Raw genomic sequence first — 26,382 nt, 5'->3', positions numbered from 1 at the left:
CGGGACAATCTTGACCATGACCGCAGCATCGACCGCAGCAACGCATCTGATCATCATCACGGGTACCTCGCGCGGGCTCGGTGCCTCGCTGACGCAGGCATTGCTCAAACCGGGCAACCGCCTGGTGTGCGTGTCCCGCAGCCGCAATCCCGAGCTGGAACGGGCGGCCTCCGCCAGCGGCGTCAAGGTGGCCTGGCACTTGCAAGACCTCTCCCAAGCCGGCCCGTCGGCAACCTGGCTCGGCAGCGTCCTCGATGTCGTCGAGGAAACGCTTGCCAGCGTCACGCTGATCCTGAACGCGGGCGTGATCGATCCGATCGGCCCCATCGCCAACCTGCGCGAGCCGGCGCTGGTGCAGCATCTGCTGACCAACCTGGCCACGCCGATGACCATGAGCGCGGCCTTCCTCTCGCACACCGAGCGCTTTGGCTGCCCACGCAAGATCTTGGCGATCTCCTCCGGCGCGGCGCGCCGCCCGGTCGAAGGCTGGAGCGCATATTGCGCCAGCAAAGCGGGCCTGGACATGTTCGTGCGCTCCATCAACGCCGAATACGCGCAGGCGCCGGCGGAACGCGCCGTGCGCGCGGTGGCGCTGGCGCCGGGCGTGATCGATACCGGCATGCAGGCCACCATCCGCAACGCCGACTTTGCGCAGGTGCAGCGCTTCCGCGACCTCAAGGACAACGATCAGCTGGCCTCGGCCGACGACACCGCACAGCGTATCGCTGCGTACCTGGAGCGGCCTGATTTCGGCGGCACCGAGCTAGACGACATCCGCAATACATGAACTTCGCGCGGGCCTGGCCCGAGCGACTCACCAAGACATCATGACCGAATCCAACCGCGCTCCCGCCGAGACCAACGTCCCGGCCGCAGCCGACGAAAACAAGATCATCGCGGAACGGCGCGAGAAGCTCCAGGCCCTGCGTCAGCAAGGCCCTGCCTTCCCCAACGACTTCCGCCCGACCCACCAGGCCGCCGCGCTGCACACGCAGTACAGCGAGACCGAGCAGGCCGTGCTTGAAGCCACCCCGGTGGAAGTCGCCATTGCCGGGCGCATGATGCTCAAGCGCGTGATGGGCAAAGCCAGCTTTGCCACCGTGCAGGACGGCTCGGGCCGCATCCAGTTCTACATCAGCCGCGATGCGATCGGTGAAGACGTGTACGCCGCCTTCAAGAAGTGGGACCTGGGCGATATCGTGGCCGCCCGCGGCACGCTGATGAAGACCAAGACCGGCGAGCTGTCGGTGGCGGTGACCGAGCTGCGCCTGCTGTCCAAGAGCCTGCGCCCCCTGCCCGGCGACTACTACGGCCTGGCCGACCAGGAACAGAAATACCGCCAGCGCTATGTGGACCTGATCGTGTCGCCGGAAACGCGCGCGACCTTCCGCGCCCGCACCAACGCCATCAGCTCGCTGCGCCGGCACATGGCCAGCAACGACTTCATGGAAGTCGAAACACCGATGCTGCACCCGATCCCGGGCGGCGCCACGGCCAAGCCGTTCATCACCCACCACAACGCGCTGGACATGCAGATGTTCCTGCGCATCGCGCCCGAGCTGTACCTGAAGCGCCTGGTGGTGGGCGGTTTCGAGCGCGTGTTCGAGATCAACCGCAACTTCCGCAACGAGGGGGTGAGCCCGCGCCACAATCCCGAGTTCACCATGATGGAGTTCTACGCGGCCTACACGGACTACCGCTGGCTGATGGACTTCACCGAGGACCTGATCCGCCAGGCCGCGATCGACGCGCGCGGCAGCGCCGTGCTGACCTACCAGGACCGCGAACTGGACCTGTCCAAGCCGTTCCATCGCCTCACCATCACGCAGGCCATCCAGAAGTTCGCGCCGCAATATACCGACGCGCAACTGGCCGACACGGAATTCCTGCGCGCCGAGCTGAAGAAGTTCGGCATCAACACCGGCGCCCCGCAATTCCTCAACGCGGGCCTGGGCACGCTGCAACTGGTGCTGTTCGAGGAAACCGCCGAAAGCCAGCTGTGGGAGCCGACGTTCATCATCGACTACCCGGTGGAAGTCTCGCCGCTGGCGCGCGCCTCGGATACCCAGCCGGGCATCACCGAGCGCTTCGAGCTGTTCATCACCGGCCGCGAGATCGCCAACGGCTTCTCCGAGCTGAACGACGCCGAGGACCAGGCCGAGCGCTTCCGCAAGCAGGTCGACCAGAAGGATGCGGGCGACGAAGAAGCGATGTACTTCGACGCCGACTACATCCGTGCGCTGGAATACGGCATGCCCCCGACGGGCGGCTGCGGCATCGGCATCGACCGCCTGGTGATGTTGCTTACCGACAGCCCGAACATCCGCGACGTCATCTTGTTCCCGCATCTGCGCCGCGAGGACTGACGCCGCGCGGCGGCCTCGCCGGGCCGCCTCGCACAGCAAAAAGCCCCGCCAGTTTTTGGCGGGGCTTTTTGCTTGTGGCTGCGAGCTTGTTACAAACACAGCCCGCGAAGGCCATGCATTTTTGCCGTCAAGTCTATGATTTAACTGAAAATTTCAGCCTACAGAAACTTACAAAATCAAACGGAAAATGGCCGTGAATTGGGCCAAACTAGGTCCATCGAATCGCTAGCCATCAGTACCGCTGACCGGCTGCGTTTTGCGAGGAAAACAATATGTCGAATCCGACCTTGCACCAATCCAACGAGCCTGCCTTGCCCGCTTCCCTGCCCACCCAACGCCGCCTGCATCCGCTGGTGGGCGCCGCCGCGGTAGCCGTCGTGATCGCCAGTCTGACCGCGGTCGCCGCCATGACCGGCGTGCTGCCCACCAGCAAGGCCACGCAGGGAGCGCCGCAGTCACTGACCGCGCCTGTTGCCGCCAATGGCACCGTCAATGGCGCCATCAATGGTGCCGACACCGCGCAACTGGCGGCGCCGGGCAGCACCACGCGGCCGCCCGAGGCCGCGAACCTGGCGCAAGCGCCCGTCGCCCCGGCCGCACCGACACCGACACCCCCCGCTGCACGCCGCGCCCAGGAGCGCAGCAGCGCCAGCCGCGATGCGGGCTATGGCCCCGCGGCCAGCCGCAACGACAACGGCGCCTACGCCGAACGCCAGCCGGCGCAAGGCAGCGCGTATGCCGGCCGCGTCGTAGCCATCACACCGATCGAAGCGCCCAAGCCCGCCAGTGGCCTGGGCGCCGTCGGCGGCGCGGTCATCGGCGGCCTGCTCGGCAACCAGATCGGCAAGGGCAATGGCCGCATCCTGGGCACCGTTGCCGGTGCCGTGGGCGGCGGCTTTGCCGGCAACCAGATCGAGAAGACCGTGCGCAAGGACACCAGCTACCAGGTCCGCGTGCAGATGGACAACGGCAGCCACCGCACCTTCACGTATCAAGCCGACCCGGGCGTGCAGATCGGGGAACGTGTGCACATGCAGGATGGCCAGCTGGTCGCTGGCTGAGCCGGCATCCGCAACAGCGAAAAAAAACCGCGTTTTGCGCGGTTTTTTTCGTTCCAGCCCTTATTCCGCTTCTTCAATCCAGGCGGATTGAATCGCTTCCAGGATCTTCTCGCCCGAGCGATCGGCCACATCGGCAAAGCCGTCCAGCTCCATGACCCAGCGGTGCAGGTCGGTGAAGCGGATGGTGGTGGGATCCACGTCCGGGTACTTGTCGTACAGGGCGGCGGCGATGTCGTAGGTGTCGGTCCACTTCATGGGAATTCTCTCCGTTCAGTTCTGGTCAGTTCTGGTCAGCTCTGGTCAGGCGAGCAAGCCGGCGAACGCGCCGCGCTCAATGCTCTTCCTTGGCATGGTTGATCGTGTACTTGGGGATCTGCACGGTGAGGTCGCTGTCGGCCACCAGGGCCTGGCAGGACAGGCGCGAGTTGGGCTCCAGGCCCCAGGCCTTGTCGAGCAGGTCTTCCTCTTTTTCCTCAGCCTCTTCCAGCGAGTTGAAGCCTTCGCGCACCACCACGTGGCAGGTGGTGCACGCGCAGGACTTCTCGCAGGCGTGCTCGATCTCGATGCCGTTGCTGAGCAACGCGTCGCAAATGCTGGTACCGGCTTTGGCTTCAAACACGGCCCCTTCGGGGCAGAGTTCGACGTGGGGCAATACGATGATCTGTGGCATGGAATGTCCTGGATATGGATAGGGTGCGATTGGCCTCGGGAATCAGCCCAGGTCCTGCACCTTGCGGCCGGCCAGCGCGCTCTTGATCGAGCGGTCCATCCGGCGGGCGGCGAATTCGTCGGTACCGTGGGACAGCGCTTGCACCGCCGTCTTGATGGCGTGGTGATCTTCGCCTGCGGCAATGTCGCTAGTGGCCGCGATCAAGCGCTCCACGTCGGCACGCTCCTCGGCCGAGAGCAGGTCGCCATCGAGTTCCAGCGCGCGGCGCGTGGCTTCGATGAGGCGCGCGGCGTCCACGCGTTCCTCCGCCAGCGCACGGCTCTTCATGTCGTGCTCGGCTTCACGGAAGCTGTCCTGCAGCATGCGGGCGATCTCGTCGTCGGCCAGGCCGTAGGACGGCTTGACGGTGATGGTCGCCTCCACGCCGGATTGCGTCTCGCGCGCGAAGACCGACAGCAGCCCGTCGGCGTCAACCTGGTACGTCACGCGAATGCGTGCCGCGCCGGCCACCATCGGCGGGATGCCGCGCAGCTCGAAACGCGCCAGCGAGCGGCAATCGCTCGCCAGTTCGCGCTCGCCTTGCAACACGTGGATGGCGATAGCCGTCTGGCCGTCCTTGAACGTGGTGAATTCCTGCGCGCGGGCGACTGGGATGGTGCTGTTGCGCGGGATGATCTTCTCGACCAGGCCACCCATGGTTTCCACGCCCAGTGACAGCGGGATCACGTCCAGCAGCAGCCACTCCTCGCCGGGAGCGCCGTTGCCGGCCAGCAGGTTGGCCTGCATGGCCGCGCCCAGGGCCACGACCTTGTCCGGGTCGAGGTTGGTCAGCGGCGGCTGGCCGAAGAAGTCTCCCACTGCCTTGCGGATCGACGGGATGCGGGTTGCGCCGCCAACCAGCACGACGCCCTTGACCTCGTCCGCCGCGACGCCGGCATCGCGCAGCGCCTTGCGCACGGGCGACAGCGTCTTTTGCACCAGCGGCGCGGTCAGCTCGACGAAGGTCGTGGCCGACAGCGTCAGGTGCACGATCTCGCCACTGTTCAGCACGGCATCGATCACCGTCGAATCGGCCGCCGACAACGCTTCCTTGGCCGTGCGCGAGCGCACCATCAGCAGGCGCATATCCTCGGCGGACAGCGGTTGCAGGCCAGCCTGCTCGACGATCCAGCACATCAGGCGCTGGTCGAAATCGTCGCCGCCCAGGGCGGAGTCGCCGCCGGTGGCCAGCACTTCGAACACGCCCCGGCTGAGCTTGAGGATGGAGATATCGAAGGTGCCGCCGCCGAGGTCGTACACCGCGTAGATGCCCTCGGAAGCGTTGTCCAGGCCGTAGGCGATGGCTGCCGCGGTCGGCTCGTTGAGCAGGCGCAGCACTTCAAGGCCGGCGAGCTGCGCGGCATCCTTGGTTGCCTGGCGCTGGGCGTCGTCGAAATAGGCAGGCACCGTAATCACCGCGCCGACGAGTTCGTCGCCGAGCGAATCCTCGGCACGCTGGCGCAGCGTGGCCAGGATTTCCGCCGAGACTTCCACCGGGCTCTTCACGCCGGCCACGGTCTTGATCTGCACCATCCCGGGCGCGTCGACGAAATCGTAGGGGCTGTGCTCGATATGCGCGACGTCGCGCAGGCCGCGCCCCATGAAGCGCTTGACCGAGACGATGGTGTTCTTGGGGTCGTGCACCGCTTCTTCCTGCGCGCGGTAGCCGATCTGCGTACCCTTGGGCAGGTAGCGCACGACCGAAGGCAGCAGCGCGCGGCCGCTTTCGTCGGTCAGGACTTCGGGAATGCTGTTGCGAACCGCTGCCACCAGCGAATTGGTGGTGCCAAGGTCGATGCCGACCGCGAGCCGCTTCTGGTGGGGTGCCGGCGACATGCCGGGTTCGGAGATCTGGAGCAGTGCCATGATGAATCTTCTTTATTCGTGCGGTGGCAAAAACGGCCCGTCGCACAGGCCGGCTTTGCGCCGGGGCGCCATTGTTGCATGGCTGGGGCGAACTTGCCTGGCGGCGTTGGAGTCCCTCGGGGAACGCTAGCCTTCCAGGCGGTCGATCGCCTCGCTGGTATCGTGTTCGATTTTCTCGATGAACATCAATTGCCTGGCCGCGCTGCCGGCACCCGCGTTATCGCCGGCATCGAGCAGCGCACCCAGCGCCGCGTGGCGCTCGCGCTTCTCGCCACGCAACGCACGCAGCAGCGCATCGAGGCGCGCAACATCATTGTCTTCAACCGCTTCCTGCAGGGCCTCGCGCCATTCCATCTGCTGCATCAGGAAAGCGGGCGCCATGGCAGTATTGCTCTCAGCCTGGATGTCCACGCCACGCAGCGTCAGCAGGTAGATCGCGCGCTTGAGCGGCTGGCGCAGCGTGCGGTACGCCTCGTTGGCATGCGCGGCCCATTGCATGGCCACGCGCCGCTCGGCATCGCCGGCGTTGGCAAAGCGGTCCGGGTGCGCCTGCGATTGCACGGTCAGGTAAGCGGCATCCAGCGCCGCCTCGTCGACTGCATATCCGACCGGCAGGCCGAACAGCGCGAAATAATCGTCTTTCAACACCTTCCCCAACAAAAAGGAGCGGCTGCGCCGCCCCTTTGAACTTCCTTCAGCGTGAAAGCGGCACGCTGACCGCGCGGTACAGGCCGCAGCAATGTGGCGGCTGATCCGGTCAGGCAGCGCGCTTTGCGCTGCCGCCCGCCCAATCCGCCGGCGGTTCCGCCCGATCGCATTTCAGGCAGTTCACCAGCACGCCCATCCTGGCCGCACGCCCCTGCGGCGTCAGCGTCCACGGACGCATCTGCCAGGGCGGGTCATGGCGCATATGCTGGCCATGCCCGCAATCGAGTTCCGCCACCCAGTGGTTTTCCTCGTCCTGGTGAAAGCCGGCAATGCTGCGTTTCATCGTATCCGGCGTGCTGATGCCAGCACGCTCAAACCCGGAACGACTCTCCGCAACCGCACTCATCCTTGACGTTGGGGTTGTTGAAGCGGAACCCCTCGTTCAAGCCTTCGCGCGCGAAATCGAGCTCGGTGCCGTCGATATACGGCAAGCTCTTGGGATCGACGATCACCTTGATGCCGTGCGACTCGAACACGCTGTCTTCCGGCAACAGGTCGTCGACGTACTCCAGCTTGTAGGCCAGGCCCGAGCAGCCGGTGGTCTTGACGCCGAGGCGCAGGCCAACGCCCTTGCCGCGGCGGTCCAGGTAGCGCGCCACATGCTTGGCGGCCTTCTCGGTAAGCGTGATCATCGCTGCTTCATCCCTTGATTGAACGCGGAACTCAGGCGGCCTTCTGCTCGGCGCCTTCGTGCTTCTTCTTGTAGTCCTCGACCGCTGCCTTGATGGCATCTTCGGCCAGGATGGAGCAGTGGATCTTCACCGGCGGCAACGCCAGTTCTTCGGCGATGTGCGTGTTCTTGATTTCCAGTGCCTGATCCACGGTCTTGCCCTTGACCCATTCGGTCACGAGCGAGGAGGATGCGATGGCCGAGCCGCAGCCATAGGTCTTGAACTTGGCGTCTTCGATCACGCCAGCTTCGTTGACCTTGATCTGCAGCTTCATGACGTCGCCGCAAGCGGGCGCGCCAACCATGCCGGTGCCCACCGCGTCGTCGTTCTTGTCGAACGAGCCAACGTTGCGGGGGTTTTCATAGTGGTCGAGAACCTTGGTGCTATATGACATTTTGGCTACCTCTTGGCGTATCGGTATTTATGGGGTCTTGCGTGGGTCTTGGCGCTTGGTGCTTAGTGCGCGGCCCACTGGATGGAATTCAGGTCCACACCGTCCTTGAACATTTCCCACAGCGGCGACAAATCGCGCAGCTTGGCGATCTTGCTCTTGAGCAGTTCCACGGTGTAATCGACTTCTTCCTCGGTGGTGAAACGGCCCACCGTGAAGCGGATGGAACTGTGCGCGAGTTCGTCGTTGCGGCCCAGGGCGCGCAGCACGTACGAAGGCTCCAGCGACGCCGAGGTGCAGGCCGAGCCCGACGACACCGCCACGTCCTTGATCGCCATGATCAGCGATTCGCCTTCGACGAAGTTGAAGCTGACATTGAGGTTATGCGGCACGCGTTGTTCCAGGTCACCGTTGAGGTAGACCTCTTCCATGCCCGACAGGCCACGCCACAGGCGATCGCGCAGCATGCGGATACGTTCGTTTTCCGTAGCCATTTCCTCGCGGGCGATGCGGAAAGCTTCGCCCATGCCCACGATCTGATGCGTGGCCAGCGTGCCCGAACGCATGCCGCGCTCGTGACCGCCGCCGTGCATCTGCGCTTCCAGGCGCACGCGCGGCTTGCGGCGTACGTACAGCGCGCCCACGCCCTTCGGGCCGTAGGTCTTGTGTGCCGAGAACGACATCAGGTCGCACTTCAGCGTGTTCAGGTCGATCGCCACCTTGCCGGTGGCCTGGGCCGCGTCGCAATGGAAGATGATGCCCTTGGCGCGGCAGATCTCGCCGATCTGCGCCACGTCCTGGATCACCCCGATCTCGTTGTTGACCAGCATCACCGACACCAGGATCGTGTCAGGGCGGATCGCCGCCTTTAGCACTTCGATGTCGACCAGGCCGTTTTCCTGCACGTCGAGGTAGGTCACCTCGAAGCCCTGGCGCTCCAGCTCACGGGTGGTGTCGAGCACAGCCTTGTGCTCGGTCTTCACCGTGATCAGGTGCTTGCCCTTGCCCGAATAGAAATTGGCCGCACCCTTGATGGCGAGGTTGTTGGACTCGGTTGCGCCCGATGTCCACACGATCTCGCGCGGATCGGCGCCCACCAGTGCCGCCACCTGCTCACGCGCTTCTTCCACCGCGCGCTCGGCATCCCAGCCGTAGGCGTGGCTGCGCGAAGCCGGATTGCCGAACTGTTCACGCAAGTACGGAATCATCTTGTCCGCCACGCGCGGGTCTACCGGCGTGGTGGCTGAGTAATCCATGTAGATGGGGAAATGTGGGGTGCTCATCGTTATGACTGCCTTTTAGGGACCGCTATGCTTGACGTTGCTCTCTGTTCTCTTGCCGGCTGCCCGTCTTACGACTGAGCCAGGCTGAAAACCGAATTCACCACCCGCGCACGCGCGGGCTTTTCCTGCTTGTCCGGCTTGCCGATCGGCGCGGCCACGGTTTGCGCAGCCGACTCCTCGCGCATGTCGTGCAACACCGCGGGACACTTGGCGCGCTGCTGGTCGACCAGGTTCTTCAGGGAGACGGAATCGAGATACTCGACCATTTTCTGGTTCAGCGTGGCCCACAGTTCGTGGGTCATGCAGCGACCGGTTCCCTCATCTCCGTTACAATTACCCTTTCCGCCGCATTGCGTGGCGTCGAGCGGCTCATCGACTGCGATGATGATGTCCGCCACCGTCACGTCTTCCGCCTTGCGGGCAAGACTGTAGCCGCCGCCCGGGCCGCGCACGCTTTCCACGATCTCGTGGCGGCGCAGCTTACCGAACAGCTGCTCGAGGTAAGAGAGGGATATTTTCTGGCGCTGGCTGATGCCCGCTAGCGTAACGGGACCCTGATCCTGGCGCATGGCCAGGTCAATCATGGCGGTTACCGCAAAGCGGCCTTTGGTCGTCAGTCTCATGATGCTGGGGAGTACTTGATCATTTTGGTCAAGTATAAAAGAAGTCGACTAATTCAGTCAAGTACCCCTGCCGCATCGCATCAAACCTGCCCCTGCTCCGCCGAGGCCCCGCCAACGGGCGCGCGCGGCGGCACGATCAGCGACCAGGGGTGTTTCAGAATGCGCCGCCGCACGGCTGAACTCAGCGCCCGGCGATCCACCGGCCGCAGGTTGCGTGAGCGCAATGCCATATTGAACGCCAGCGCGAAGCTCACCGCGACGTTCAGCAACCCCATCAGCGCAATGCCCGCCACCGCCAGCCAGAACGACGGCATCTTCAGCACGGCAAGGCCCAGCACGCCGATCGCGGTGCCCACCGAGCCGGTCGACAATGTGACATGCCGCACTTCCATGTGGGGGCCGAAGAAACTGAGGATCTCCGGTCCCAGCCCGAGCAGCAGTCCCAGCGACACATTGGCAGCGATCCCCGACATATTGCGTTTCCAGAAGTCTGCCATCCGCGTTGCTCCCCGCGCACCCAGCACATAGCGCAGGCGGCGGTTGTACGCCATCACGTCATGCACCTTGTGCAGCGCGAACCAGTTGTCGGCCCATCCCGCCACGAGGCTGGACAACCACAAGAGTACCCCCGTGAAGATCGCGTAGATCGGCGTGGGGCCAAGAATGGAAAACGACTCGATGGTGGCGATCGCCTTGGCGGGTGTGATCAGGTTGGCGCCCAGGATGCGGTTGGCGAGCCACTGGATGCCCATCGCCACCGGGAACACCACCGCCAGGTTGCCGAAAATCGCCGCGGCGTTTGAGCGGATCATGGCGATGGTATCTTCAACGAAGATCTCCCGCCCCTCCGGCCTGCCGACCGCATCGAGCCGGTGCGCCAGCGCCGGGCCGGTCATCGCCGGCTGCTTGGTGGCCAGGGTGAAATGCGCGAAGTGGATCACCAGGAAGCTGCCCGCATAGTTGAGCGAGGCCAGCAGGCCCTCGATGAACTTGTCCAGGTGCAGGCCATAGATCAGGAACTTGAGATAGACCGTGCCCACGGTGATCAAGCCGCCACCGGCAGCGGCCCGCATCAGCTCACGATACTCGCGGCGATCGCGCGTGATGTAGTGCTCACCGGTCTCGGCCGAACGCTCAACCACCTTGCGCGCCAGTTGCGAAAACGAGGTGCCCGCCAGGTGCCCGATGCTGCGTCGCGCCTGGGTGGAGCGGATCAGCGCCGCGATCAGGTGGGCGTGCCGGCCGCGCCGCTGCGGCTCAACCCAGGTAGCCAGCAACAGTTCGATGCGCGCGAGCCGGACCTTCATGCGCTCGATCTGGAACACCACTTCCACCGAGACGCCGTTCTCCTCCAGGTCGTCGTACACGCGCTGAGCCGCCTGGTGGCAGCCGTCGAGCAGCGCGTGGAAATAGTTGAGCCGGTGCGCAAAAGCCTCGCCGCCGCGCGCTGCCTCCTCCTCTTCGCACAGGGCTTGCACAGCGCTGTCCAGCCGGAAGAACGGCGTGTCCTGCACCTTGCCCTTGAGCCGCGAGCGAATCGCCTGGCTCAGTCCGGTAGCACGCACCTGGCTGACCAGCACCTGGATGCTGGTGGTCAGCGTGCGGTCGAAACGATCCCATTCAGGCAGCTCGGCAGCGTCGCCCGGCGCTTGCGGGTCGTCGGTACGCAGCACGGCCGCCAGCCGTTCGAGCAGGTCGCCATCGAGCGCCTCGACCCAGTCGGCATCGTTGTCATCGATAAACAGCAGCGCGAACAGGCCCGCCATATCGCTGCGGTTGGGCGGAGGGGGCAGGAACCGCGCCTGCAGCCGGTTCAGCACCTCGCTCCAGAAGCCCGGGTGGGAAGCCACGCCGGTGTCGCACAGCAAAGTGACCGGATCGTTATCGCGCACGATGGCACGCACCATGCGGGCAAAGCGCCCCGCCACTTCCGGATTGCGGCCAAGCACCTGCAGCAGGTAGCGCAGCCGCACGTGCTCCCGGCGGCTCTTGTCGGCCGCCACGCCTTCGGCGCCCGGCAGCCCGTCGCGCCGGATCCAGTAGCCCAGCTCGATCAGCCAGCCGTTACGGTCCGCCAGCGGCGACTCCGGGTCCGCTGCCGCCAGGATTGCGTCGAGTTGCAGGCTGGCATTGCGCGACTCGCGCCATTTGCGGAACAGGGAACGAAACATGAATTCTCGTGAAAGTAATGGAAAGGCTGCATGGGCGGCCGAGCGCGATCAGGTGGCGCCGCCAAGCCCCTGGGCACGCAGCATGGCGATCACGCCATCGCAAGCGTCTTCGACATAGTCGAGCACGCGCTCGAAGCCATCACCCTCGCCGTAGTACGGATCCGGCACTTCGTCCGCGGCGTGCCGGCTGGCGAAACTCATCAGCAGGCGCAGCTTGTCCTCGCGGCCAGGCGGGCAGATGGCGCGCAGCGCCGCCAGGTTGTCCCGGTCCATGGCAAGCAGCAGGTCGAAACGGGCGAAATCCTGCGCCATGACCTGGCGCGCGCGTTGCGCGCAGAGGTCATAGCCACGGGCCAGCGCATGACGCTGGGAGCGCGCATCCGGCGCGCGCCCGATGTGATAGCCATGCGTGCCGGCGGAATCCAGCTCGACCAGATCGGCCAGGCCAACCGGCTCCAGCTTGGCGCGCAGCACGCCCTCCGCAGTCGGAGAACGGCATATGTTTCCCATGCAACACATCAAGATGGCGTATTTCTTCATCGGCGTATGGCGCTATCCGGCGCCGAAAACAAGGCAACAAAACGCGGCACGCGCGACGGGCTTGCAGCCGGCGCACCGGGCGCGGCTGCCACACCGAAGCCGGATTCTACAGCCCTGCCAACGGGACCGCGCTCACGCGAGCGCCGGTACGCCGGTCTAGGCCGCCGGGCAAAAAAGATGACGCAAAGGTGCAGCCCACCGCATAATCGTGCGGTGAACCTCCGCCTCAGCCCACTCCTCCTGGCGCCCCTTCTGCTTTGCGCAAGCCTGGCCGACGCCGCCGAACCGTCCGCCGATGCGGATGCCGCCTCCGGCGCAGGCTGCGAGAGCCTGCTCACCGTGGTCCGGCACAGCCTGGAGAAAGAAATTGGCGCAGCCTGCGCTGCCCCTGCCTCGATACCGGAACCGGCCACCGCATGCGCCACGCAACGCGAACCGCTGCGCGCCATCGTGGACTTCATCGGCAAGCGCAAGGCCGCCAGCGCGGACGAGTGCGACACCCTGCTGGAAGTCAACAAGCGCTTGCGCTCGCTGCCCCCGAAGGGCTAGCTAGCAAATCGGCTCAGGGCAGCTTGGCCGCCAGCACATCGAGCTTTTCGATGGAGGGCGGCTTGGCGAACAGGTCGGGCGCCTTGGCCATCAGGGCTTCGGCCACCTTGCCGCAGAGATGGGCGTTGCGCCCCGCCTCATCGGGAAACGCATCGAAGATGCCGAACATGGATGGCCCGAGCCGCAGCGCAAACCATGCCGTGGTGCCGGCTTCGGCCTGTACCAGCGGCAGGCCGGCGAGCAGGAATTCCTCGACTTCCTTTTCCTTGCCGGGCTTCGCATGCAGCGGAACCCACAGAGCGAACTTGACCATGGATCATCTCCTCACCACTGTCCGGGATTCCCACTATAGGCGGTAGCCGGGCAGCACGCCTGCATCCCGCAGGCGTGTGGGCAAGGCAGGGCTCACGCCCTCAGGACGCGGCCGCGGCGGCCGGCGGCAGGTGCTCCCCATCGCCGCTGGCGCCAAAGATCTGGCGCTTGAGCTTGGCCAACTGGTCGCGCACCTGCCCGGCCTTCTCGAACTCGAGATTCTTGGCGTGCTCGAACATCTGCTTCTCCAGCCGCTTGATCTCCTTCGCAACCTGCTTCTCGCTCATGTCCTCGTACTTGGCGCGCTCTTCCGCGGCCAGCAGCTCGGCCTTGACCTCGCCCGGGTCGTAGACCCCGTCGATGATGTCCTTGATGCGCTTGACCACGCCGCGCGGCACGATGCCATTGGCTTCATTGAACGCGATCTGCTTGGCGCGGCGGCGCTCCGTCTCACCGATCGCCCGCTTCATCGAATCGGTCATCCGGTCCGCGTACAGGATGGCGGTACCGTTGACGTTACGGGCCGCGCGGCCGATGGTCTGGATCAGCGAACGCTCGGCGCGCAGGAAGCCTTCCTTGTCAGCGTCGAGAATTGCCACCAGCGAGACTTCCGGAATATCCAGGCCCTCGCGCAGCAGGTTGATGCCGACCAGCACGTCGAAGGTACCCAGGCGGAGGTCGCGAATGATCTCCACGCGCTCCACCGTATCGATGTCCGAGTGCAGGTAACGCACCTTGACGCCATTCTCCGTCAGAAACTCCGTGAGCTGCTCGGACATGCGCTTGGTCAGCGTGGTCACCAGCACGCGCTCGCCGACGGAAACCTTCTGGTGGATCTCTGACAGCAGGTCGTCAACCTGCGTGGTCGCGGGACGCACGTGGATGATCGGATCGACCAGGCCGGTGGGCCGCACCACCTGCTCCACCACCTGGCCCGCGTGCTCGTTCTCGTAGTTGGACGGCGTGGCGGAGACAAACATCACCTGCCGCATCTTGCCCTCGAACTCCGAGAACTTGAGGGGGCGGTTGTCCAGAGCGGACGGCAGCCGGAAGCCATAATCGACGAGGGTCGTCTTGCGCGCCTTGTCGCCGTTGTACATGCCGTTGAACTGACCCATCAGCACGTGCGACTCGTCCAGGAACATCAACGCGTCCTGCGGCAGGTAATCGACCAGCGTTGGCGGCGGATCGCCCGGCTTGGCGCCCGACAGATGGCGGGAGTAATTCTCGATGCCCTTGCAGAACCCGAGCTCGGAGAGCATTTCCAGGTCGAAGCGGGAGCGCTGCTCCAGCCGCTGCGCCTCCACCAGCTTGTTCTCCTTATAGAAGAAGTCCAGGCGCTCGCGCAGTTCTACCTTGATGTCCTCGATCGCCCGCAGCACGGTCTCGCGCGGGGTCACGTAGTGGCTCGACGGATAGACCGTGAAGCGCGGGATCTTCTGCCGCACCCGCCCGGTGAGCGGGTCGAAGAACTGCAGCGAATCGATCTCGTCGTCGAACATGTCGACGCGCACCGCCAGCTCGGCATGCTCGGCCGGGAAGATGTCCAGCGTATCGCCGCGCACGCGGAAAGTGCCCCGCTGGAAATCGGTCTCGTTGCGGGTGTACTGCATGGCGATCAGGCGCGCGATCACATCGCGCTGGCTGATCTTGTCGCCGGTGCGCAGCGTCAGGATCATCTTGTGGTACTCGGACGGATTGCCGATACCGTAGATGGCCGAGACGCTGGCCACGATGATGGTGTCGCGCCGCTCCAGCAGGCTCTTGGTGGCCGACAGCCGCATCTGCTCGATATGCTCGTTGATCGAGGAATCCTTCTCGATGAACAGGTCGCGCTGCGGCACGTAGGCTTCGGGCTGGTAGTAGTCGTAATAGCTGACGAAGTATTCCACGGCATTGCGCGGGAAGAACTCGCGGAACTCGGAATACAGCTGCGCGGCCAGCGTCTTGTTGGGCGCGAACACGATGGCCGGACGGCCCATGCGGGCAATCACGTTGGCCATGGTGAAGGTCTTGCCCGAACCGGTCACCCCCAGCAGGGTCTGGTAAGACAGGCCGTCCTCCACACCCTCGACCAGTTGGCGGATCGCCTCGGGCTGATCGCCCGCCGGCAGATAGGGCTGGTAAAGCTGGAACGGCGAGCCGGGAAAGGTCGCGAACTTCTCTTCATCCAGCGCGGGCGCGACTTCAACGAGATTCGACATAAGCTGGCAGGGGAAAACCTCAGGAAAACGGGCAGATACGCTAGAATCTTGGGGTTGGCGGCCAGGTATCAAGATGGGGGTCGCCCGCACTCCCGAGCGCAGTCCGGAGCATTCTACGCCTTCCCGTTTTGTTACATAGCTGACCACGAGATCCCAAATGAGTTTGTTTTCTGCCGTCGAGATGGCCCCGCGCGACCCGATCCTGGGCCTGAATGAAGCCTTCAATGCCGATACCCGTGCCACCAAGGTCAATCTGGGTGTTGGCGTGTACTTCACCGACGAAGGGAAAATCCCTCTGCTGCGCGCCGTGCAGGAAGCCGAAAAGGCCCGCCTGACCACCGCCACCCCGCGTGGCTACCTGCCGATCGAAGGCATCGCCGCCTATGACCAGGCCGTGCAGACCCTGCTGTTCGGCAAGGAATCGCCGCTGATCACCGAAGGCCGTGTTGTGACCGCCCAGGCACTCGGCGGCACCGGCGCGCTGAAGATCGGCGCCGACTTCCTCAAGCGCCTGTACCCGGACGCCAAGGTCGCCATCAGCGACCCGAGCTGGGAAAACCACCGTGCCCTGTTCGAGGCAGCCGGTTTCCCCGTGATCAACTACGCCTACTACGATGCTGCCAGCCACGGCCTGAATTTCGCCGGTATGGTGGAGTCGCTCAAGTCGTACGCCGCCAACACCATCGTGGTGCTGCACGCCTGCTGCCACAACCCGACCGGCGTTGACCTGTCGGCCGAGCAGTGGAAGCAGGTGGTGGAACTGATCAAGGAACGCAACCTGATCCCGTTCCTCGACATGGCCTACCAGGGCTTCGCGGAAGGCATCGAGCCGGATGGCGCCGCCGTGCGCCTGTTCGCCGAATCCGGCCTGCCGTTCTTCGTGTCGAGCTCGTTCTCGAAGAGCTTCTCCCTGTACGGCGAGCGCGTGGGCGCGCTGTCGATCGTCACCACGGGCAAGGAAGAAGCCCAGCGCGTGATGTCTCAGGTCAAGCGCGTCATCCGCACCAACTACTCCAACCCGCCGACCCACGGCGGCACCGTGGTCGCCACCGTGCTGAACAGCCCGGAGCTGCGCGCCATGTGGGAGCAGGAACTGGGCGAGATGCGCGACCGCATCAAGCTGATGCGCCATGCGCTAGTGGACAAGCTGGCCGCCAAGGGCGTGCCGGGCGACTTCTCCTTCGTCAAGTCCCAGCGCGGCATGTTCTCGTACTCGGGCCTGAACTCGGCCCAGGTCGACGTGCTGCGCAACGAGCACGGCATCTACGCCGTGGGCACAGGCCGCATCTGCGTGGCCGCGCTGAACAGCCGCAACATTGACGCGGTGGTCAACGCCATCGCCGCCGTGCTGTAACGCAATACGCGTAAAAGTGCACAAAAAGGCGACTTCGGTCGTCTTTTTCGTATCTCATGACAATTTTTCACGTTCTTTTGCATTTGTCATCGAGAAGTACGGTGTTTGTCCTATTGTCTTTTTCCGATGCGAGCGTACCTTAGGGTATATGCTGCATCGCACGATCGTTCGATTACGCGCATAATCGGTAACACATTAGCAACTGTGTTTGTTGTATTTGTATTGTCCAGGCGTTGAATTCCAGCTTCGCCCCCAGCCTGATAGGGACCACGTCATGCTTTACCAGCTGCATGAATTCCAGCGCTCGATGCTGCACCCGCTTACCGCATGGGCGCAGGCTACGGCCAAGACCTTTACCAATCCCCTGAGCCCGATGTCCCTGGTGCCCGGCGCCACGCGACTGGCTGCCGGCTACGAGTTGCTGTACCGACTCGGCAAGGAATACGAAAAACCCGAATTCGATATCAAATCGGTACGCTCCAACGGCCGGAACATCCCGATCGTCGAACAGACGATCATCGAAAAGCCCTTCTGCAAGCTGGTGCGCTTCAAGCGCTATGCCGACGATCCGGAGACCATCAAGCTGCTCAAGGATGAGCCGGTGGTGCTGGTGTGCGCCCCCCTGTCGGGCCACCATGCCACGCTGCTGCGCGACACCGTGAAGACCTTGCTGCAGGACCACAAGGTCTATGTGACCGACTGGATCGATGCCCGCATGGTCCCGATCGAGGACGGCCGTTTCCGCCTGGCGGACTACATCCACTACATCCAGGACTTCATCCGCCATATCGGCGCTGAGAACCTGCATGTGATCTCCGTGTGCCAGCCTACGGTCCCGGTGCTCGCGGCCATCTCCCTGCTGGCATCCGCCGGCGAGAAGACGCCAAAGACCATGACCATGATGGGCGGGCCGATCGACGCACGGCGCAGCCCGACGGCCGTGAATTCGCTCGCGACCAACAAGTCGTTCGAGTGGTTCGAGAACAATGTGATTTATACGGTGCCGGCGAACTACCCGGGCCATGGCCGCAAGGTGTATCCGGGCTTCCTGCAGCACGCCGGCTTCGTGGCGATGAACCCCGACCGCCACCTGTCCTCGCACTACGATTACTACCTGAACCTGGTCGAGGGCGATGCCGACGACGCGGAAGCCCACGTGCGCTTCTACGACGAGTACAACGCCGTGCTCGACATGGACGCCGAGTACTACCTCGACACCATCCGCGAAGTGTTCCAGGAATTCCGGCTTGCCAACGGCACCTGGGAGATCGATGGCCAGCCGGTGCGCCCGCAGGACATCAAGGGCACCGCGCTACTGACGATCGAGGGCGAACTGGACGACATCTCGGGGGCCGGCCAGACCGCCGCGGCGCATGAGCTCTGCGCGGGCATTCCCAAAGCGCGCAAGCAACACATCACCGCGGCCAAGTGCGGCCACTACGGGATCTTCTCCGGCCGCCGCTGGCGCCAGGAGATTTACCCGGAACTGCGCGATTTCGTGCTCAAGCATCGTTGAGTCACGGCGCTTAAGCTGCAGCCCCATAAAAAACGCCCGCAAGCTGCGGGCGTTTTTTATGGGGCTGCAAGCTGCCTCAGCGGCGCTCCAGGTAGGCCAGCAGCATATCGGTGTGCAACTCGGCAAAGCGCTCGTGCTCATCCTGCGCCGCCACGTCGCGCCCGATCACCGCGCTGATGGTGTAACGGTTGGACAGCACGTAGTAGCCAAGCGCGGAGATCGTCAGGTATAGCTGCGAGACATCGACGTTGTCGCGGAACACCCCCTGCCGCTGGCCCCGCTTGACGATATCCGCGAGCACGTTAACCACCGGGTTGATCAACTGGTGCAGCTGGGTGGACTTCTTCAGGTGGCGCGCCTCGTGCAGGTTCTCGCTGTTGACCAGGCGGATGAACTCGGGATTGCGGTAGTACCAGTCCCAGACAAAGCGAGCCAGCGTGCGGACCGCCGCAACGGGATCCTCCTCGACGATGTGCAACTGCTCCTCGGCGGCGCGAAACTCCGCATATTGTTTTTCAAGGACGGCCAGGAACAGGCCTTCCTTGCTGCCATAGTAGTAGTACAGCATGCGCTCGTTGGTCTCGGCGCGGCGCGCGATCTGGTCGACGCGTGCCCCTGCCAGGCCGCCCTTGGCAAATTCTTCGGTGGCCGCATCGAGGATGCGGCGGCGTGTTCCCTCGGGGTCCCGCTTGGTTCTGGTTTCGTTTCGCATGCGACGGCTGGTGAATCGTTGCGCGGATTATGGCACAGGGCAACCTGCGCGCAGTGGCCCGGCAAAGGGCGCATCATCGCGCGTTTCTGCACTGCGGCGAAATCGGGGATAATCCCTGCCGCGTGCCCGTTCCAGCCAGGAAAAAAGAGAACGGCATCCACGCCGTACCCGCAAACCCCAAAAGCAGTCGTGACCGCCATTTCCCAGACCCTCGCCGATCGCCTCGAAGCCCTGCTGCCGCAGACCCAATGCACCAAGTGCGGCTTCGACGGCTGCCGTCCCTACGCCGAAGCCATGGCAGCGGGCGAAGCAGCCGGCAATCGCTGCCCGCCGGGCGGGGAAGAGGGCATCCGCCGCCTGTCGGCGCTGCTCGGCACGCCGCCGCAGCCGCTGGACCCGGAGCGGGGCGTGGAGCAGGCCCGCGCGGTGGCAGTGATCGACGAAGCGCTGTGCATCGGCTGCACGCTGTGCATCCAGGCTTGCCCGGTCGACGCCATCGTTGGCGCGCCCAAGCAGATGCATACCGTGCTGGTGGACTGGTGCACCGGTTGCGACCTCTGCGTGGCCCCCTGCCCCGTCGACTGCATTGCCATGGTTCCCGTCACCGCGCAGCGCACCGGCTGGGCCGCCTGGTCGCAGGCGCAAGCGGACGAGGCCCACGCGCGCTACCTCGCCCGCCGCTCGCGGCTCGTGCGCGAGCGCGAGGAGAACGATGCGCGCCTGGCGGCCAAGGCCGCCGCCAAACTGCAGGCGCTGCAAGCCGAAGCCCCGCAAAGCGAAGAGGAACAGGCGGCGCGGGCACGCAAGCAGGCCATCATCCAGGCCGCCATCGAGCGGGCGCGCCTGAAGCAACAAGCGGTGCAGCCGCGCAATACCGAGAACGTCTCCCCTGCCGTGCAGGCGCAGATCAACGCCGCCGAGGCCCGCCGCGCCAAGGCCGGCCTTATCGCCACACCTGGCCAGGCCGATCCGGATGCCGTGCCCGGCTCCAACCCAGCCCTCAAGGACTAATGAACGCTGCCAAGTGCCGCGCCTTGTTCGAGACACTGCGCGAAGTCAACCCGACCCCAGTCACCGAGCTGGAATACAGCTCGCCGTTCGAGCTGCTGATTGCTGTGCTGCTGTCCGCGCAGGCCACTGACGTGGGCGTGAACAAGGCCACGCGCAAGCTCTACCCCGTGGCGCACAGCCCGGAGCAGATGCTGGCGCTGGGCGAGGACGGGCTGATTGAGTACATCAAGACCATCGGCCTGTACAAGACCAAGGCCAAGCATGTCATAGCAACCTGCCGCATCCTGGTCGAGCAGCACGGCGGCCAGGTGCCGCGCGACCGGGCCGCGCTGGAAGCTCTGCCGGGCGTGGGCCGCAAGACGGCCAACGTGGTACTGAATACGGCGTTCGGCGAGGCCACCATTGCCGTCGACACGCATATCTTCCGGGTAGCCAACCGCACCGGCCTGGCGCCCGGCAAGAACGTGCAAGTGGTGGAGCAGAAGCTGCTCAAGACCGTGCCGCCGGAGTTCATGCACGATGCGCACCACTGGCTGATCCTGCATGGGCGCTATGTCTGCAAGGCACGCAAGCCCGAGTGCTGGCATTGCGCGATCGAGCCGCTGTGCGAATACCGCGAGAAGACCGAGGCGCCGCGCCTCTGAGCACAGGCACAACGGACAGGCAAAAAAAGACCCGCGCGAGGCGGGTCTTTACCTATCTGGCAGCGCTTGCGCTCAAACGATCCGGCAGGCTTCGTCGAACGACAGGCGCGGGCTGCGCGGGAACAGTTTGTCGGCCTCGCCATAGCCCAGGTTCACGAGGAAATTGACCGACCACTTGCCATCGGCGAAGAAGGCGGCATTCACCTTGCCAGCATCGAAACCGGCCATCGGGCCGCAATCCAGGCCGAGGGCGCGCGCGGCCAGGATGAAATAGCCGCCTTGCAGCGAGCTGTTCATCAGCGCGTCGCGGGCGATCTTTTCCGGCTGGCCGGCGTACCACGAACGCGCATCGGCGTGCGGGAACAGCTTGGGCAGCTGATCGTGGAAGGCGTTGTCGAATGCGACGATCGCAGTGACCGGTGCCGAGCGGGTCTTCTCGACGTTACCTGCGGACACGCACTCGACCAGGCGAGCCTTTTCCGCCGCGCTCTTGACGAACACGATGCGGGCCGGCGAACCGTTGGCAGCCGTCGGGCCAAACTTCATCGCGTCATAGATCTGGTGAAGCACGGCATCGTCCACTTGGCGGTCTTGCCACACGTTGTGCGTACGCGCTTCGGTGAACAGCTGGGCGATTGCAACCTGGTCGATCGGTTTCATGCGGTCGGTTCCTGAACAAATAGTGAGAACCGGATTGTATCTAAGACGCCGCCCCTCGCCACGCAAGCGATTTGAGCAAGGGGTTCAATTCTGTTGCACATCCTGCGCGCCGGAACCCTTGCTGGTCAGCCAAAGCACGCCCGCCAGGATCAAGCCGCCGCCCAGCGCCTGTGTCATCCCGACATGCTCCCCGAGCAAAAGCGCCGCCAACACCACCGTCACCACCGGCTCCAGGGTGGACAACATCGAAGCCCGCGCCGCGCCGAGCCGTTGCAAGCCGGCAAAAAAGGCCAGGATCGCCAGTACCGTGGACAGTAGCGCGATCGCCAGCAACGCCAGCCAGCCGGCCGCGCTTTGCGGGAACTGAGGCGGCACGCCGGCTCCCGCGCGCAACACCCCCACCACGACGTAGACCACCGCCGCCGCACTGCACACCACGGTGGTGGTGGCCAGAGGATTGACGCCCGCCGTCACGCGCGCGCCCACGATGATGTAGACCGAGTAGATCGCGGCCGAGGCCAGGCCAAGCCCGATGCCCAGCGCCGAGCCCTGGCCACCACCCACCGTTAGCCCCGCCCCCACCGAGCACAACACGAGCGCGATCACGGATGCGGTGCCGAGCCGTTCCTTGAGGAAAACGGCGGCGAGGATGGTGACGAAGAGCGGATACAGGTAAAGCAGCAAGGCCACCAGGCTGGCCTGGGCATGATTGAGCGCGGTGAAAAAGCAGAACGACTGGCCAACATAGCCAATGCCGCCCATGGCGGCCAGCGCCAGCACCTTGCGCCAGCCCGGCAGGCTGACGCCGCGCAGGCGCATCGCCAGCGCCAGCGCGCCCGCGGCCAGCACGAAACGCACCGCCAGCAGGCCGTAGACATCGGTGCCCGCGTCGTAAGCAAAGCGCGCGAAGATCGCCATGGCGCCAAAGGCGCTGGCCGACAGGGCGATCAGCAACACGCCCGCGAGTTGCTCGCGGGCATGGCGCAGGGGCTGCCGGACACGGGCGGCGGAGGAACGGGGATCGGACATGGTGGCGCGCTGGGCAGGAAATGGACCCGGCGACGCCAGGCAACGCCGCATTCTAGTAGCTGGCAAGCCAATTCGGTCAGCTTGCGGGAGGCCGGCTTGCGCTGCGCTGCAGCAGTGGAAGAGCTCGTTTACAATAGCGCCATCATGTTCAATCCCTCCCGCGAAGAAGTCCGCCGTTTTTTCTGTGAAGCCTGGCAGAAGCAACGCGCAGGCAGCGTCCTCACCCCCCTCGAAGTCATTGCCGTCGACTGGATCGGCGAGCATCCCGAGTATCACAGCCTGCTCACCGACACGGAAGGCGCGCTAACTCAGGACTACACGCCTGAAGGCGGCCAGACCAATCCGTTCCTGCACCTGGCCATGCACCTGTCGATTTCCGAGCAGGTTTCCATCGACCAGCCCCCAGGCATCCGCCGCGCCTACGAATCCCTGGCGCAGCGTTTGGATTCGCCGCACGAAGCGCAGCATCAGGTCATGGAGTGCCTCGGTGAAATGCTCTGGCAGGCGCAACGCACCGGCATGCCGCCGGATGGCGAGCAATACATTGCCGCGATACAGCGCCGCGCCACCCGTTAAGTAATGCCTCAGCCACATTTTTGTTGAGTACAAAACAGCACAAAAATCTGGCGCATGGCGTGATAGGCACGTGATAGGCTGTGCCGCGTCACAATATCCTGCCGCGTGCGCATCACCTCTTCACGAGGATGCGCTGCCGCCTCCCATGCTCAGCACGCTCAAGCCCGAGATCTGCCGCGCCACGGCCAAGCCGCCCGCTCTCCTGCTGGCACTCGCCCTCGTGGCCGCCGGGCCGCTATCTAGCCACGCCGCCGTGGCGTTGCTGCAACCGCCGAAGGTGGTCGACGGCACCAAGCCCCTGACCCTGACCTTGTTGCTGAGCGCTGACGGCGCGAACCGCAGCTTCCTGGTCCCCCAGGCGATCGACGTCACGGCTTCGGCCGATCTGCAGGCCCCTGTCAGGCTCAGCATGCAGCGCGCCACTGCGGCCCCCTCGACGATCAAGTTGCGCAAGGGCGAGCACCGCACCGTCGAGTACAGTGCGCCGTTGCCGCCCAACCTGCGCGGCGTGGTCCGACTGGATCCCGTGGACATCGACGCCGCGCCTGTGCTGGTCACGCTCAACCGCGCCCCGCGCGCCGACGATCCGCGGTCGGCCCAGGTCGCGGCGCCCCCCGCACCCGCCACAAGCGCCGAAGGAAGCACCACTGCTGTGTCGACCGTGCCTGTCATTCCCGTAGCAGCCGCCAGCCAGGCGGCGCCCGTCCCGGCGGACCTGCGCGACCAGGGCCGGCTGACCTTCAACGACCCGATGTACTTCCTGGTCGGGGTGCATGGCGGGGCCAACGCCAAGTTCCAGTTCAGCTTCAAGTTCCGCATCTACCAAGGCGAGAATCCGGCTTCGCACGGCGTGCTTGAGAACCTGTACTTCGGCTACACGCAGTTCTCCCTGTGGGATCTGTCGAGCGACTCACGGCCGTTCCGCGACACCAACTACCGCCCAAGCCTGTTCTATTACCTGTCGGATGCCGGCGTGCAGAACCGCGTGATCAGCCGGCTCTCGCTCGCGGCCGGCCTGGAGCATGAGTCGAATGGCCGCGATGGCGCCCAGTCGCGCAGCATCAATACGGTGTTCGTCAAACCCACGTTTTTCCTGGGGGACATAAGCAACTGGCACTGGAGCGTGTCGCCCAAGCTGTACTACTACGTCGAGAAGAACGACAACTCTGACATTGCCCGCTATCGCGGCTACATGGACCTGAAACTGGCCTACGGCAAGCCGGACGCATGGGAGTTCGCCACCACCCTGCGCAAAGGCACGCAGAAGTATTACGGCAGCGTCGACGCATCGGTGACGTATCCGCTGGCCAGGCTGATCCCCGGCACGGCGGGTTACCTGATGGCGGGCTATTTCATCGGCTACGGCGAGAGCTTGCTGGACTACAACCGCAAGCTGCCTTGGCAATTCCGGCTGGGATACGCGCTGGCACGCTGACGCGCCGACGCGCCTAACCAGCCAGCGGCTTGCCGCTGGCCTTCAGCCGTGCGTTGGCCACCGCCGCGGCAAACTGGCCCTGCCCATGCCAGCCGGTGGCCCGCCCCAGCTTCTTGCCCTTGTGGAAGAACATGAAGACCGGAATGCCGTGCAGGCCGAATCGCTTGCCCATATCGGGGTGCGCATAGACGTTGGCGTGCAGCCAGTGCAGTTCCAGCAACCGCACCGGGTCTGGATTGGCTAGCATGGCCTTCTTGGCCATCTCGCAATTGAAGCAGTCCACGCCCCAGAAAAACACGCAGACCAGCGCATCGCCGGCGGCGGCGATAGCGCCATCAATGCCGGCGCCGTCCACCTCGCGCATGCCGAACACTTCGAAGGCACGATGGTCGAGGTGCGACGCCGGATCCACGGTGGTGCCGGGCACGGCGGCATTGCCTGGCTTGATGGACATAGACGTCTCCAGCAATGAAAAACGCCCGGGCCAGCGGCACCGGGCGTTGCTTGTGCCAGCCCGCCGGGCGGACCGCCAAGCGGTGGCGCTTACTTGGGCGCGGACACCGTGACCAGCGCCGGGCGCAGCACGCGATCGGCGATCGTGTAGCCGCGCTGCAGCACCGTGACCACGGTGTTCGGCTCCTGCGGCGCCGGCACCATCGAAATGGCCTGGTGACGGTGCGGGTCGAACTTCTCGCCAACCGGGTTCAGCTCGACGATCTTGCCCTTCTCGAAGGCGCTGACGAGCTGGCGGGCGGTCAGTTCGACCCCTTCGCGCAGCTTGGCGATATCGCCCGACCCGTCGGCCAGTGCCGCCTGCAGGCTGTCCATCACGGGCAGCAGGTAGTCGGCAAAGGTCTCGATGGCAAACTTATGGGCCTTGGCGACGTCCTCCTGGGCACGGCGGCGGATGTTCTCGCCTTCCGCGGTAGCCCGCAGGAACATGTCGTAGTTCTCCTTGGCCTTGGCTTCAAGCGCGGCCAACTGGGCCGCCACGTCCGCGGTGGCGGCGTTATCGGCCTGGCCGGCCGGGGCGGTGTTCAGCTCCTCGCTGGCTGGCGTGAGCGGCGGCGTGGTGGATGGCGTCTGCTTCTGTTCTTCCATGTCGATCCGTATAAAACAAAGGCGCGGCCTGCCTGGCGCAGGCCGCCGGGTGGTCAATCGGCAAATGTAGCCTGCAGTTGGTGGCAGGCCTCCGGATTTTCAAGAGCGCACCGCGACAGTGCACTGAAACACAAGGTTACAAAGCGGGGTCTACGGAAATAGGGGTCATATTGCTTTGCTGCAGCGCACCCCCTAAGATGAAACCGTATAAAAATGACAAAAATAACGGGGTCGACGATGCAACTCAAGTGGGGCCACTCTCGAAAGGTTAGCCATGCATAAGCTGCCTGTTCTGACGGTCTTCCTTCTCGCCGCATTATCGGTGATGACAGTCTTCATCTGCCTCTCCGGCGCGCTCACGCCGCGAGACACCGAATACGGCAGTGGCAAGGCGGTATTCAAACACTACATCATTCCCTACGTTCGCTGACCCAGCCGGGTGAGTCCGTACTGCTTGGGCAGCCTTGCGCCTCACCCCCTGACGCCGTCGATCTGGCGGCGATCGCGCTTGGTCGGGCGTCCCTGCAGCTGCGATGCAGGTTCCACGTTAAGCCGCCGGTTCTCGGCATCCTGCCGCCGGCGCGCCTCGCTGGCCTCGGTTTCCGCATAAAGCGTCTGGGCTACCGCGGCCGGGCCGCGCAAGCCCGCAATCCCTTTCACCACGACTTCCCAGCGTTGCTGGTGCGCCTCCAGGACGACGGTGTCGCCCGGCTTGACCTCGCGCGAATTCTTGCACGCCTGGCCGTTGACCTGCACCTTGCCACGGTCCACCGCCTCGGCAGCCAGCGAGCGCGTCTTGAAGAAGCGCGCGCACCACAGCCATTTGTCGATGCGCAGGCGGGCATCGGCCTCGAAAGATACGCTCATGTCGTCACCTCCATCCGTTGGGC

At 64.7% G+C, this 26,382-nt stretch carries 30 protein-coding genes; 11 read left to right on the top strand and 19 right to left on the bottom strand.

Annotated elements, in window-relative coordinates:
- Positions 1-16 precede the first annotated feature (16 nt).
- The 3 genes from AC1RWI_RS17790 to AC1RWI_RS17780 all read left to right on the top strand — a co-directional run bounded on the left by AC1RWI_RS17790 (position 17) and on the right by AC1RWI_RS17780 (position 3,427).
- The gene (locus tag AC1RWI_RS17790) at positions 17-787 is read left to right on the top strand and encodes an SDR family oxidoreductase (RefSeq protein WP_492867756.1); all 771 of its coding nucleotides are present in this window, start codon (positions 17-19) and stop codon (positions 785-787) included.
- 40 nt (positions 788-827) lie between these two features.
- A complete protein-coding gene (lysS, locus tag AC1RWI_RS17785; protein WP_043344898.1) occupies positions 828-2,366 on the top strand; it encodes a lysine--tRNA ligase in 1,539 nt (512 codons plus the stop codon).
- Positions 2,367-2,638: 272 nt separating this feature from the next.
- Positions 2,639-3,427 (top strand): glycine zipper 2TM domain-containing protein, encoded by a 789-nt coding sequence (locus AC1RWI_RS17780; RefSeq protein ID WP_492867754.1) that lies wholly within the window; start codon positions 2,639-2,641, stop codon positions 3,425-3,427.
- 60 nt (positions 3,428-3,487) lie between these two features.
- Here AC1RWI_RS17780 and iscX read toward each other — a convergent pair whose 3' ends face one another.
- From iscX to AC1RWI_RS17725, 11 genes are all read right to left on the bottom strand, one after another.
- Complete coding sequence (gene iscX, locus AC1RWI_RS17775; protein ID WP_006160183.1) at positions 3,488-3,682, bottom strand: Fe-S cluster assembly protein IscX; 195 nt, start codon at positions 3,680-3,682, stop codon at positions 3,488-3,490.
- 76 nt (positions 3,683-3,758) lie between these two features.
- A complete protein-coding gene (fdx, locus tag AC1RWI_RS17770) occupies positions 3,759-4,097 on the bottom strand; it encodes an ISC system 2Fe-2S type ferredoxin (RefSeq protein ID WP_150983839.1) in 339 nt (112 codons plus the stop codon).
- Between the two features lie 42 nt (positions 4,098-4,139).
- The gene (gene hscA / locus AC1RWI_RS17765) at positions 4,140-6,002 is read right to left on the bottom strand and encodes a Fe-S protein assembly chaperone HscA (protein WP_492867752.1); all 1,863 of its coding nucleotides are present in this window, start codon (positions 6,000-6,002) and stop codon (positions 4,140-4,142) included.
- Between the two features lie 126 nt (positions 6,003-6,128).
- A complete protein-coding gene (gene hscB / locus AC1RWI_RS17760; protein WP_043351472.1) occupies positions 6,129-6,647 on the bottom strand; it encodes a Fe-S protein assembly co-chaperone HscB in 519 nt (172 codons plus the stop codon).
- 112 nt (positions 6,648-6,759) lie between these two features.
- Positions 6,760-6,993, bottom strand: a complete 234-nt coding sequence (locus AC1RWI_RS17755) for a DUF3565 domain-containing protein (protein ID WP_492867750.1) — start codon at positions 6,991-6,993, stop codon at positions 6,760-6,762.
- 28 nt (positions 6,994-7,021) lie between these two features.
- Positions 7,022-7,342: an iron-sulfur cluster assembly protein IscA gene (gene iscA, locus AC1RWI_RS17750; protein WP_017229301.1), complete on the bottom strand. Its 321-nt coding sequence runs from the start codon at positions 7,340-7,342 to the stop codon at positions 7,022-7,024.
- A gap of 31 nt (positions 7,343-7,373) precedes the next feature.
- Positions 7,374-7,775 carry a Fe-S cluster assembly scaffold IscU gene (iscU, locus tag AC1RWI_RS17745; RefSeq protein WP_006160178.1) on the bottom strand — a complete coding sequence of 134 codons (402 nt, stop codon included), beginning with the start codon at positions 7,773-7,775 and terminating at the stop codon, positions 7,374-7,376.
- A gap of 62 nt (positions 7,776-7,837) precedes the next feature.
- The gene (locus AC1RWI_RS17740) at positions 7,838-9,061 is read right to left on the bottom strand and encodes an IscS subfamily cysteine desulfurase (protein WP_276288603.1); all 1,224 of its coding nucleotides are present in this window, start codon (positions 9,059-9,061) and stop codon (positions 7,838-7,840) included.
- A gap of 62 nt (positions 9,062-9,123) precedes the next feature.
- Positions 9,124-9,678, bottom strand: a complete 555-nt coding sequence (gene iscR, locus AC1RWI_RS17735; protein ID WP_043344885.1) for a Fe-S cluster assembly transcriptional regulator IscR — start codon at positions 9,676-9,678, stop codon at positions 9,124-9,126.
- Positions 9,679-9,758: 80 nt separating this feature from the next.
- Positions 9,759-11,849, bottom strand: coding sequence for a site-specific recombinase (locus AC1RWI_RS17730; protein WP_492867748.1), 2,091 nt, complete (start codon positions 11,847-11,849; stop codon positions 9,759-9,761).
- Between the two features lie 48 nt (positions 11,850-11,897).
- Positions 11,898-12,389 (bottom strand): low molecular weight protein-tyrosine-phosphatase, encoded by a 492-nt coding sequence (locus AC1RWI_RS17725; RefSeq protein WP_043344881.1) that lies wholly within the window; start codon positions 12,387-12,389, stop codon positions 11,898-11,900.
- A 213-nt stretch (positions 12,390-12,602) separates the two neighbouring features.
- Between AC1RWI_RS17725 and AC1RWI_RS17720 the strand changes: the two genes are divergently transcribed.
- Positions 12,603-12,938, top strand: a complete 336-nt coding sequence (locus tag AC1RWI_RS17720) for a hypothetical protein (protein ID WP_043344880.1) — start codon at positions 12,603-12,605, stop codon at positions 12,936-12,938.
- A gap of 13 nt (positions 12,939-12,951) precedes the next feature.
- Here the strand turns inward: AC1RWI_RS17720 and AC1RWI_RS17715 are convergent, their stop codons facing one another.
- The gene (locus AC1RWI_RS17715) at positions 12,952-13,251 is read right to left on the bottom strand and encodes a putative quinol monooxygenase (RefSeq protein ID WP_043344878.1); all 300 of its coding nucleotides are present in this window, start codon (positions 13,249-13,251) and stop codon (positions 12,952-12,954) included.
- 100 nt (positions 13,252-13,351) lie between these two features.
- Positions 13,352-15,454: an excinuclease ABC subunit UvrB gene (gene uvrB / locus AC1RWI_RS17710; RefSeq protein WP_043344876.1), complete on the bottom strand. Its 2,103-nt coding sequence runs from the start codon at positions 15,452-15,454 to the stop codon at positions 13,352-13,354.
- Between the two features lie 157 nt (positions 15,455-15,611).
- On the opposite strand from uvrB, the gene AC1RWI_RS17705 reads away from it, so the two are divergent.
- Together AC1RWI_RS17705 and AC1RWI_RS17700 are read left to right on the top strand one after the other, a co-directional pair.
- The gene (locus AC1RWI_RS17705; RefSeq protein WP_043344875.1) at positions 15,612-16,808 is read left to right on the top strand and encodes an amino acid aminotransferase; all 1,197 of its coding nucleotides are present in this window, start codon (positions 15,612-15,614) and stop codon (positions 16,806-16,808) included.
- A gap of 274 nt (positions 16,809-17,082) precedes the next feature.
- Positions 17,083-18,324 (top strand): polyhydroxyalkanoate depolymerase, encoded by a 1,242-nt coding sequence (locus AC1RWI_RS17700; protein WP_043344872.1) that lies wholly within the window; start codon positions 17,083-17,085, stop codon positions 18,322-18,324.
- A gap of 76 nt (positions 18,325-18,400) precedes the next feature.
- On the opposite strand, the gene AC1RWI_RS17695 is transcribed toward AC1RWI_RS17700, so the two are convergent.
- Entirely contained in the window at positions 18,401-19,036 is a 636-nt protein-coding gene (locus AC1RWI_RS17695) for a TetR/AcrR family transcriptional regulator (protein ID WP_043344870.1), read from the bottom strand.
- A gap of 189 nt (positions 19,037-19,225) precedes the next feature.
- Here AC1RWI_RS17695 and rsxB point away from each other — a divergent pair, with 189 nt between their 5' ends.
- Both rsxB and nth read left to right on the top strand, forming a co-directional pair.
- Complete coding sequence (rsxB, locus tag AC1RWI_RS17690; RefSeq protein WP_492867744.1) at positions 19,226-20,047, top strand: electron transport complex subunit RsxB; 822 nt, start codon at positions 19,226-19,228, stop codon at positions 20,045-20,047.
- Positions 20,047-20,691, top strand: a complete 645-nt coding sequence (nth, locus tag AC1RWI_RS17685; protein WP_043344865.1) for an endonuclease III — start codon at positions 20,047-20,049, stop codon at positions 20,689-20,691. The genes rsxB and nth overlap by 1 nt, the downstream gene beginning before the upstream one ends.
- 72 nt (positions 20,692-20,763) lie before the next feature.
- Here nth and AC1RWI_RS17680 read toward each other — a convergent pair whose 3' ends face one another.
- Complete coding sequence (locus tag AC1RWI_RS17680; protein WP_043344864.1) at positions 20,764-21,351, bottom strand: malonic semialdehyde reductase; 588 nt, start codon at positions 21,349-21,351, stop codon at positions 20,764-20,766.
- 84 nt (positions 21,352-21,435) lie between these two features.
- Positions 21,436-22,380: a DMT family transporter gene (locus AC1RWI_RS17675; protein ID WP_492867742.1), complete on the bottom strand. Its 945-nt coding sequence runs from the start codon at positions 22,378-22,380 to the stop codon at positions 21,436-21,438.
- Between the two features lie 144 nt (positions 22,381-22,524).
- On the opposite strand from AC1RWI_RS17675, the gene AC1RWI_RS17670 reads away from it, so the two are divergent.
- Together AC1RWI_RS17670 and AC1RWI_RS17665 are read left to right on the top strand one after the other, a co-directional pair.
- Positions 22,525-22,956 (top strand): DUF1841 family protein, encoded by a 432-nt coding sequence (locus AC1RWI_RS17670; protein ID WP_150983824.1) that lies wholly within the window; start codon positions 22,525-22,527, stop codon positions 22,954-22,956.
- A gap of 145 nt (positions 22,957-23,101) precedes the next feature.
- On the top strand, positions 23,102-24,391 hold the full coding sequence (locus AC1RWI_RS17665) for a phospholipase A (protein ID WP_492867740.1): 1,290 nt from the start codon (positions 23,102-23,104) through the stop codon (positions 24,389-24,391).
- Positions 24,392-24,404: 13 nt separating this feature from the next.
- Here AC1RWI_RS17665 and AC1RWI_RS17660 read toward each other — a convergent pair whose 3' ends face one another.
- Together AC1RWI_RS17660 and grpE are read right to left on the bottom strand one after the other, a co-directional pair.
- Entirely contained in the window at positions 24,405-24,845 is a 441-nt protein-coding gene (locus AC1RWI_RS17660; protein WP_492867738.1) for a thioredoxin family protein, read from the bottom strand.
- Between the two features lie 89 nt (positions 24,846-24,934).
- Positions 24,935-25,492, bottom strand: a complete 558-nt coding sequence (gene grpE / locus AC1RWI_RS17655) for a nucleotide exchange factor GrpE (protein ID WP_492867736.1) — start codon at positions 25,490-25,492, stop codon at positions 24,935-24,937.
- A 274-nt stretch (positions 25,493-25,766) separates the two neighbouring features.
- Between grpE and AC1RWI_RS17650 the strand changes: the two genes are divergently transcribed.
- Entirely contained in the window at positions 25,767-25,922 is a 156-nt protein-coding gene (locus tag AC1RWI_RS17650; protein ID WP_043344860.1) for a hypothetical protein, read from the top strand.
- 41 nt (positions 25,923-25,963) lie between these two features.
- Here AC1RWI_RS17650 and AC1RWI_RS17645 read toward each other — a convergent pair whose 3' ends face one another.
- Positions 25,964-26,359, bottom strand: a complete 396-nt coding sequence (locus AC1RWI_RS17645) for an RNA-binding S4 domain-containing protein (RefSeq protein ID WP_043344859.1) — start codon at positions 26,357-26,359, stop codon at positions 25,964-25,966.
- Positions 26,360-26,382 lie beyond the last annotated feature (23 nt).

It is taken from the genome of Cupriavidus sp. MPR-AND1C (assembly GCF_058809705.1).
This window is presented reverse-complemented; position numbering and strand designations above follow the sequence as displayed.

Excerpts from the sequence above, each read along its gene's own strand:
- AC1RWI_RS17780 (WP_492867754.1), top strand. The coding sequence starts at position 2,639 with ATGTCGAATCCGACCTTGCACCAATCCAACGAGCCTGCCTTGCCCGCT.
- AC1RWI_RS17705 (WP_043344875.1), top strand. The coding sequence starts at position 15,612 with ATGAGTTTGTTTTCTGCCGTCGAGATGGCCCCGCGCGACCCGATCCTG.
- AC1RWI_RS17650 (WP_043344860.1), top strand. The coding sequence starts at position 25,767 with ATGCATAAGCTGCCTGTTCTGACGGTCTTCCTTCTCGCCGCATTATCG.
- AC1RWI_RS17730 (WP_492867748.1), bottom strand. The coding sequence starts at position 11,849 with ATGTTTCGTTCCCTGTTCCGCAAATGGCGCGAGTCGCGCAATGCCAGC.
- iscX (WP_006160183.1), bottom strand. The coding sequence starts at position 3,682 with ATGAAGTGGACCGACACCTACGACATCGCCGCCGCCCTGTACGACAAG.
- uvrB (WP_043344876.1), bottom strand. The coding sequence starts at position 15,454 with ATGTCGAATCTCGTTGAAGTCGCGCCCGCGCTGGATGAAGAGAAGTTC.
- AC1RWI_RS17675 (WP_492867742.1), bottom strand. The coding sequence starts at position 22,380 with ATGTCCGATCCCCGTTCCTCCGCCGCCCGTGTCCGGCAGCCCCTGCGC.
- AC1RWI_RS17700 (WP_043344872.1), top strand. The coding sequence starts at position 17,083 with ATGCTTTACCAGCTGCATGAATTCCAGCGCTCGATGCTGCACCCGCTT.
- hscA (WP_492867752.1), bottom strand. The coding sequence starts at position 6,002 with ATGGCACTGCTCCAGATCTCCGAACCCGGCATGTCGCCGGCACCCCAC.
- lysS (WP_043344898.1), top strand. The coding sequence starts at position 828 with ATGACCGAATCCAACCGCGCTCCCGCCGAGACCAACGTCCCGGCCGCA.
- AC1RWI_RS17755 (WP_492867750.1), bottom strand. The coding sequence starts at position 6,993 with ATGAAACGCAGCATTGCCGGCTTTCACCAGGACGAGGAAAACCACTGG.
- AC1RWI_RS17645 (WP_043344859.1), bottom strand. The coding sequence starts at position 26,359 with ATGAGCGTATCTTTCGAGGCCGATGCCCGCCTGCGCATCGACAAATGG.
- AC1RWI_RS17680 (WP_043344864.1), bottom strand. The coding sequence starts at position 21,351 with ATGAAACCGATCGACCAGGTTGCAATCGCCCAGCTGTTCACCGAAGCG.
- AC1RWI_RS17695 (WP_043344870.1), bottom strand. The coding sequence starts at position 19,036 with ATGCGAAACGAAACCAGAACCAAGCGGGACCCCGAGGGAACACGCCGC.
- AC1RWI_RS17665 (WP_492867740.1), top strand. The coding sequence starts at position 23,102 with ATGCTCAGCACGCTCAAGCCCGAGATCTGCCGCGCCACGGCCAAGCCG.
- AC1RWI_RS17790 (WP_492867756.1), top strand. The coding sequence starts at position 17 with ATGACCGCAGCATCGACCGCAGCAACGCATCTGATCATCATCACGGGT.
- AC1RWI_RS17725 (WP_043344881.1), bottom strand. The coding sequence starts at position 12,389 with ATGAAGAAATACGCCATCTTGATGTGTTGCATGGGAAACATATGCCGT.
- iscU (WP_006160178.1), bottom strand. The coding sequence starts at position 7,775 with ATGTCATATAGCACCAAGGTTCTCGACCACTATGAAAACCCCCGCAAC.
- fdx (WP_150983839.1), bottom strand. The coding sequence starts at position 4,097 with ATGCCACAGATCATCGTATTGCCCCACGTCGAACTCTGCCCCGAAGGG.
- nth (WP_043344865.1), top strand. The coding sequence starts at position 20,047 with ATGAACGCTGCCAAGTGCCGCGCCTTGTTCGAGACACTGCGCGAAGTC.
- AC1RWI_RS17715 (WP_043344878.1), bottom strand. The coding sequence starts at position 13,251 with ATGGTCAAGTTCGCTCTGTGGGTTCCGCTGCATGCGAAGCCCGGCAAG.
- AC1RWI_RS17660 (WP_492867738.1), bottom strand. The coding sequence starts at position 24,845 with ATGTCCATCAAGCCAGGCAATGCCGCCGTGCCCGGCACCACCGTGGAT.
- grpE (WP_492867736.1), bottom strand. The coding sequence starts at position 25,492 with ATGGAAGAACAGAAGCAGACGCCATCCACCACGCCGCCGCTCACGCCA.
- iscR (WP_043344885.1), bottom strand. The coding sequence starts at position 9,678 with ATGAGACTGACGACCAAAGGCCGCTTTGCGGTAACCGCCATGATTGAC.
- iscA (WP_017229301.1), bottom strand. The coding sequence starts at position 7,342 with ATGATCACGCTTACCGAGAAGGCCGCCAAGCATGTGGCGCGCTACCTG.
- AC1RWI_RS17670 (WP_150983824.1), top strand. The coding sequence starts at position 22,525 with ATGTTCAATCCCTCCCGCGAAGAAGTCCGCCGTTTTTTCTGTGAAGCC.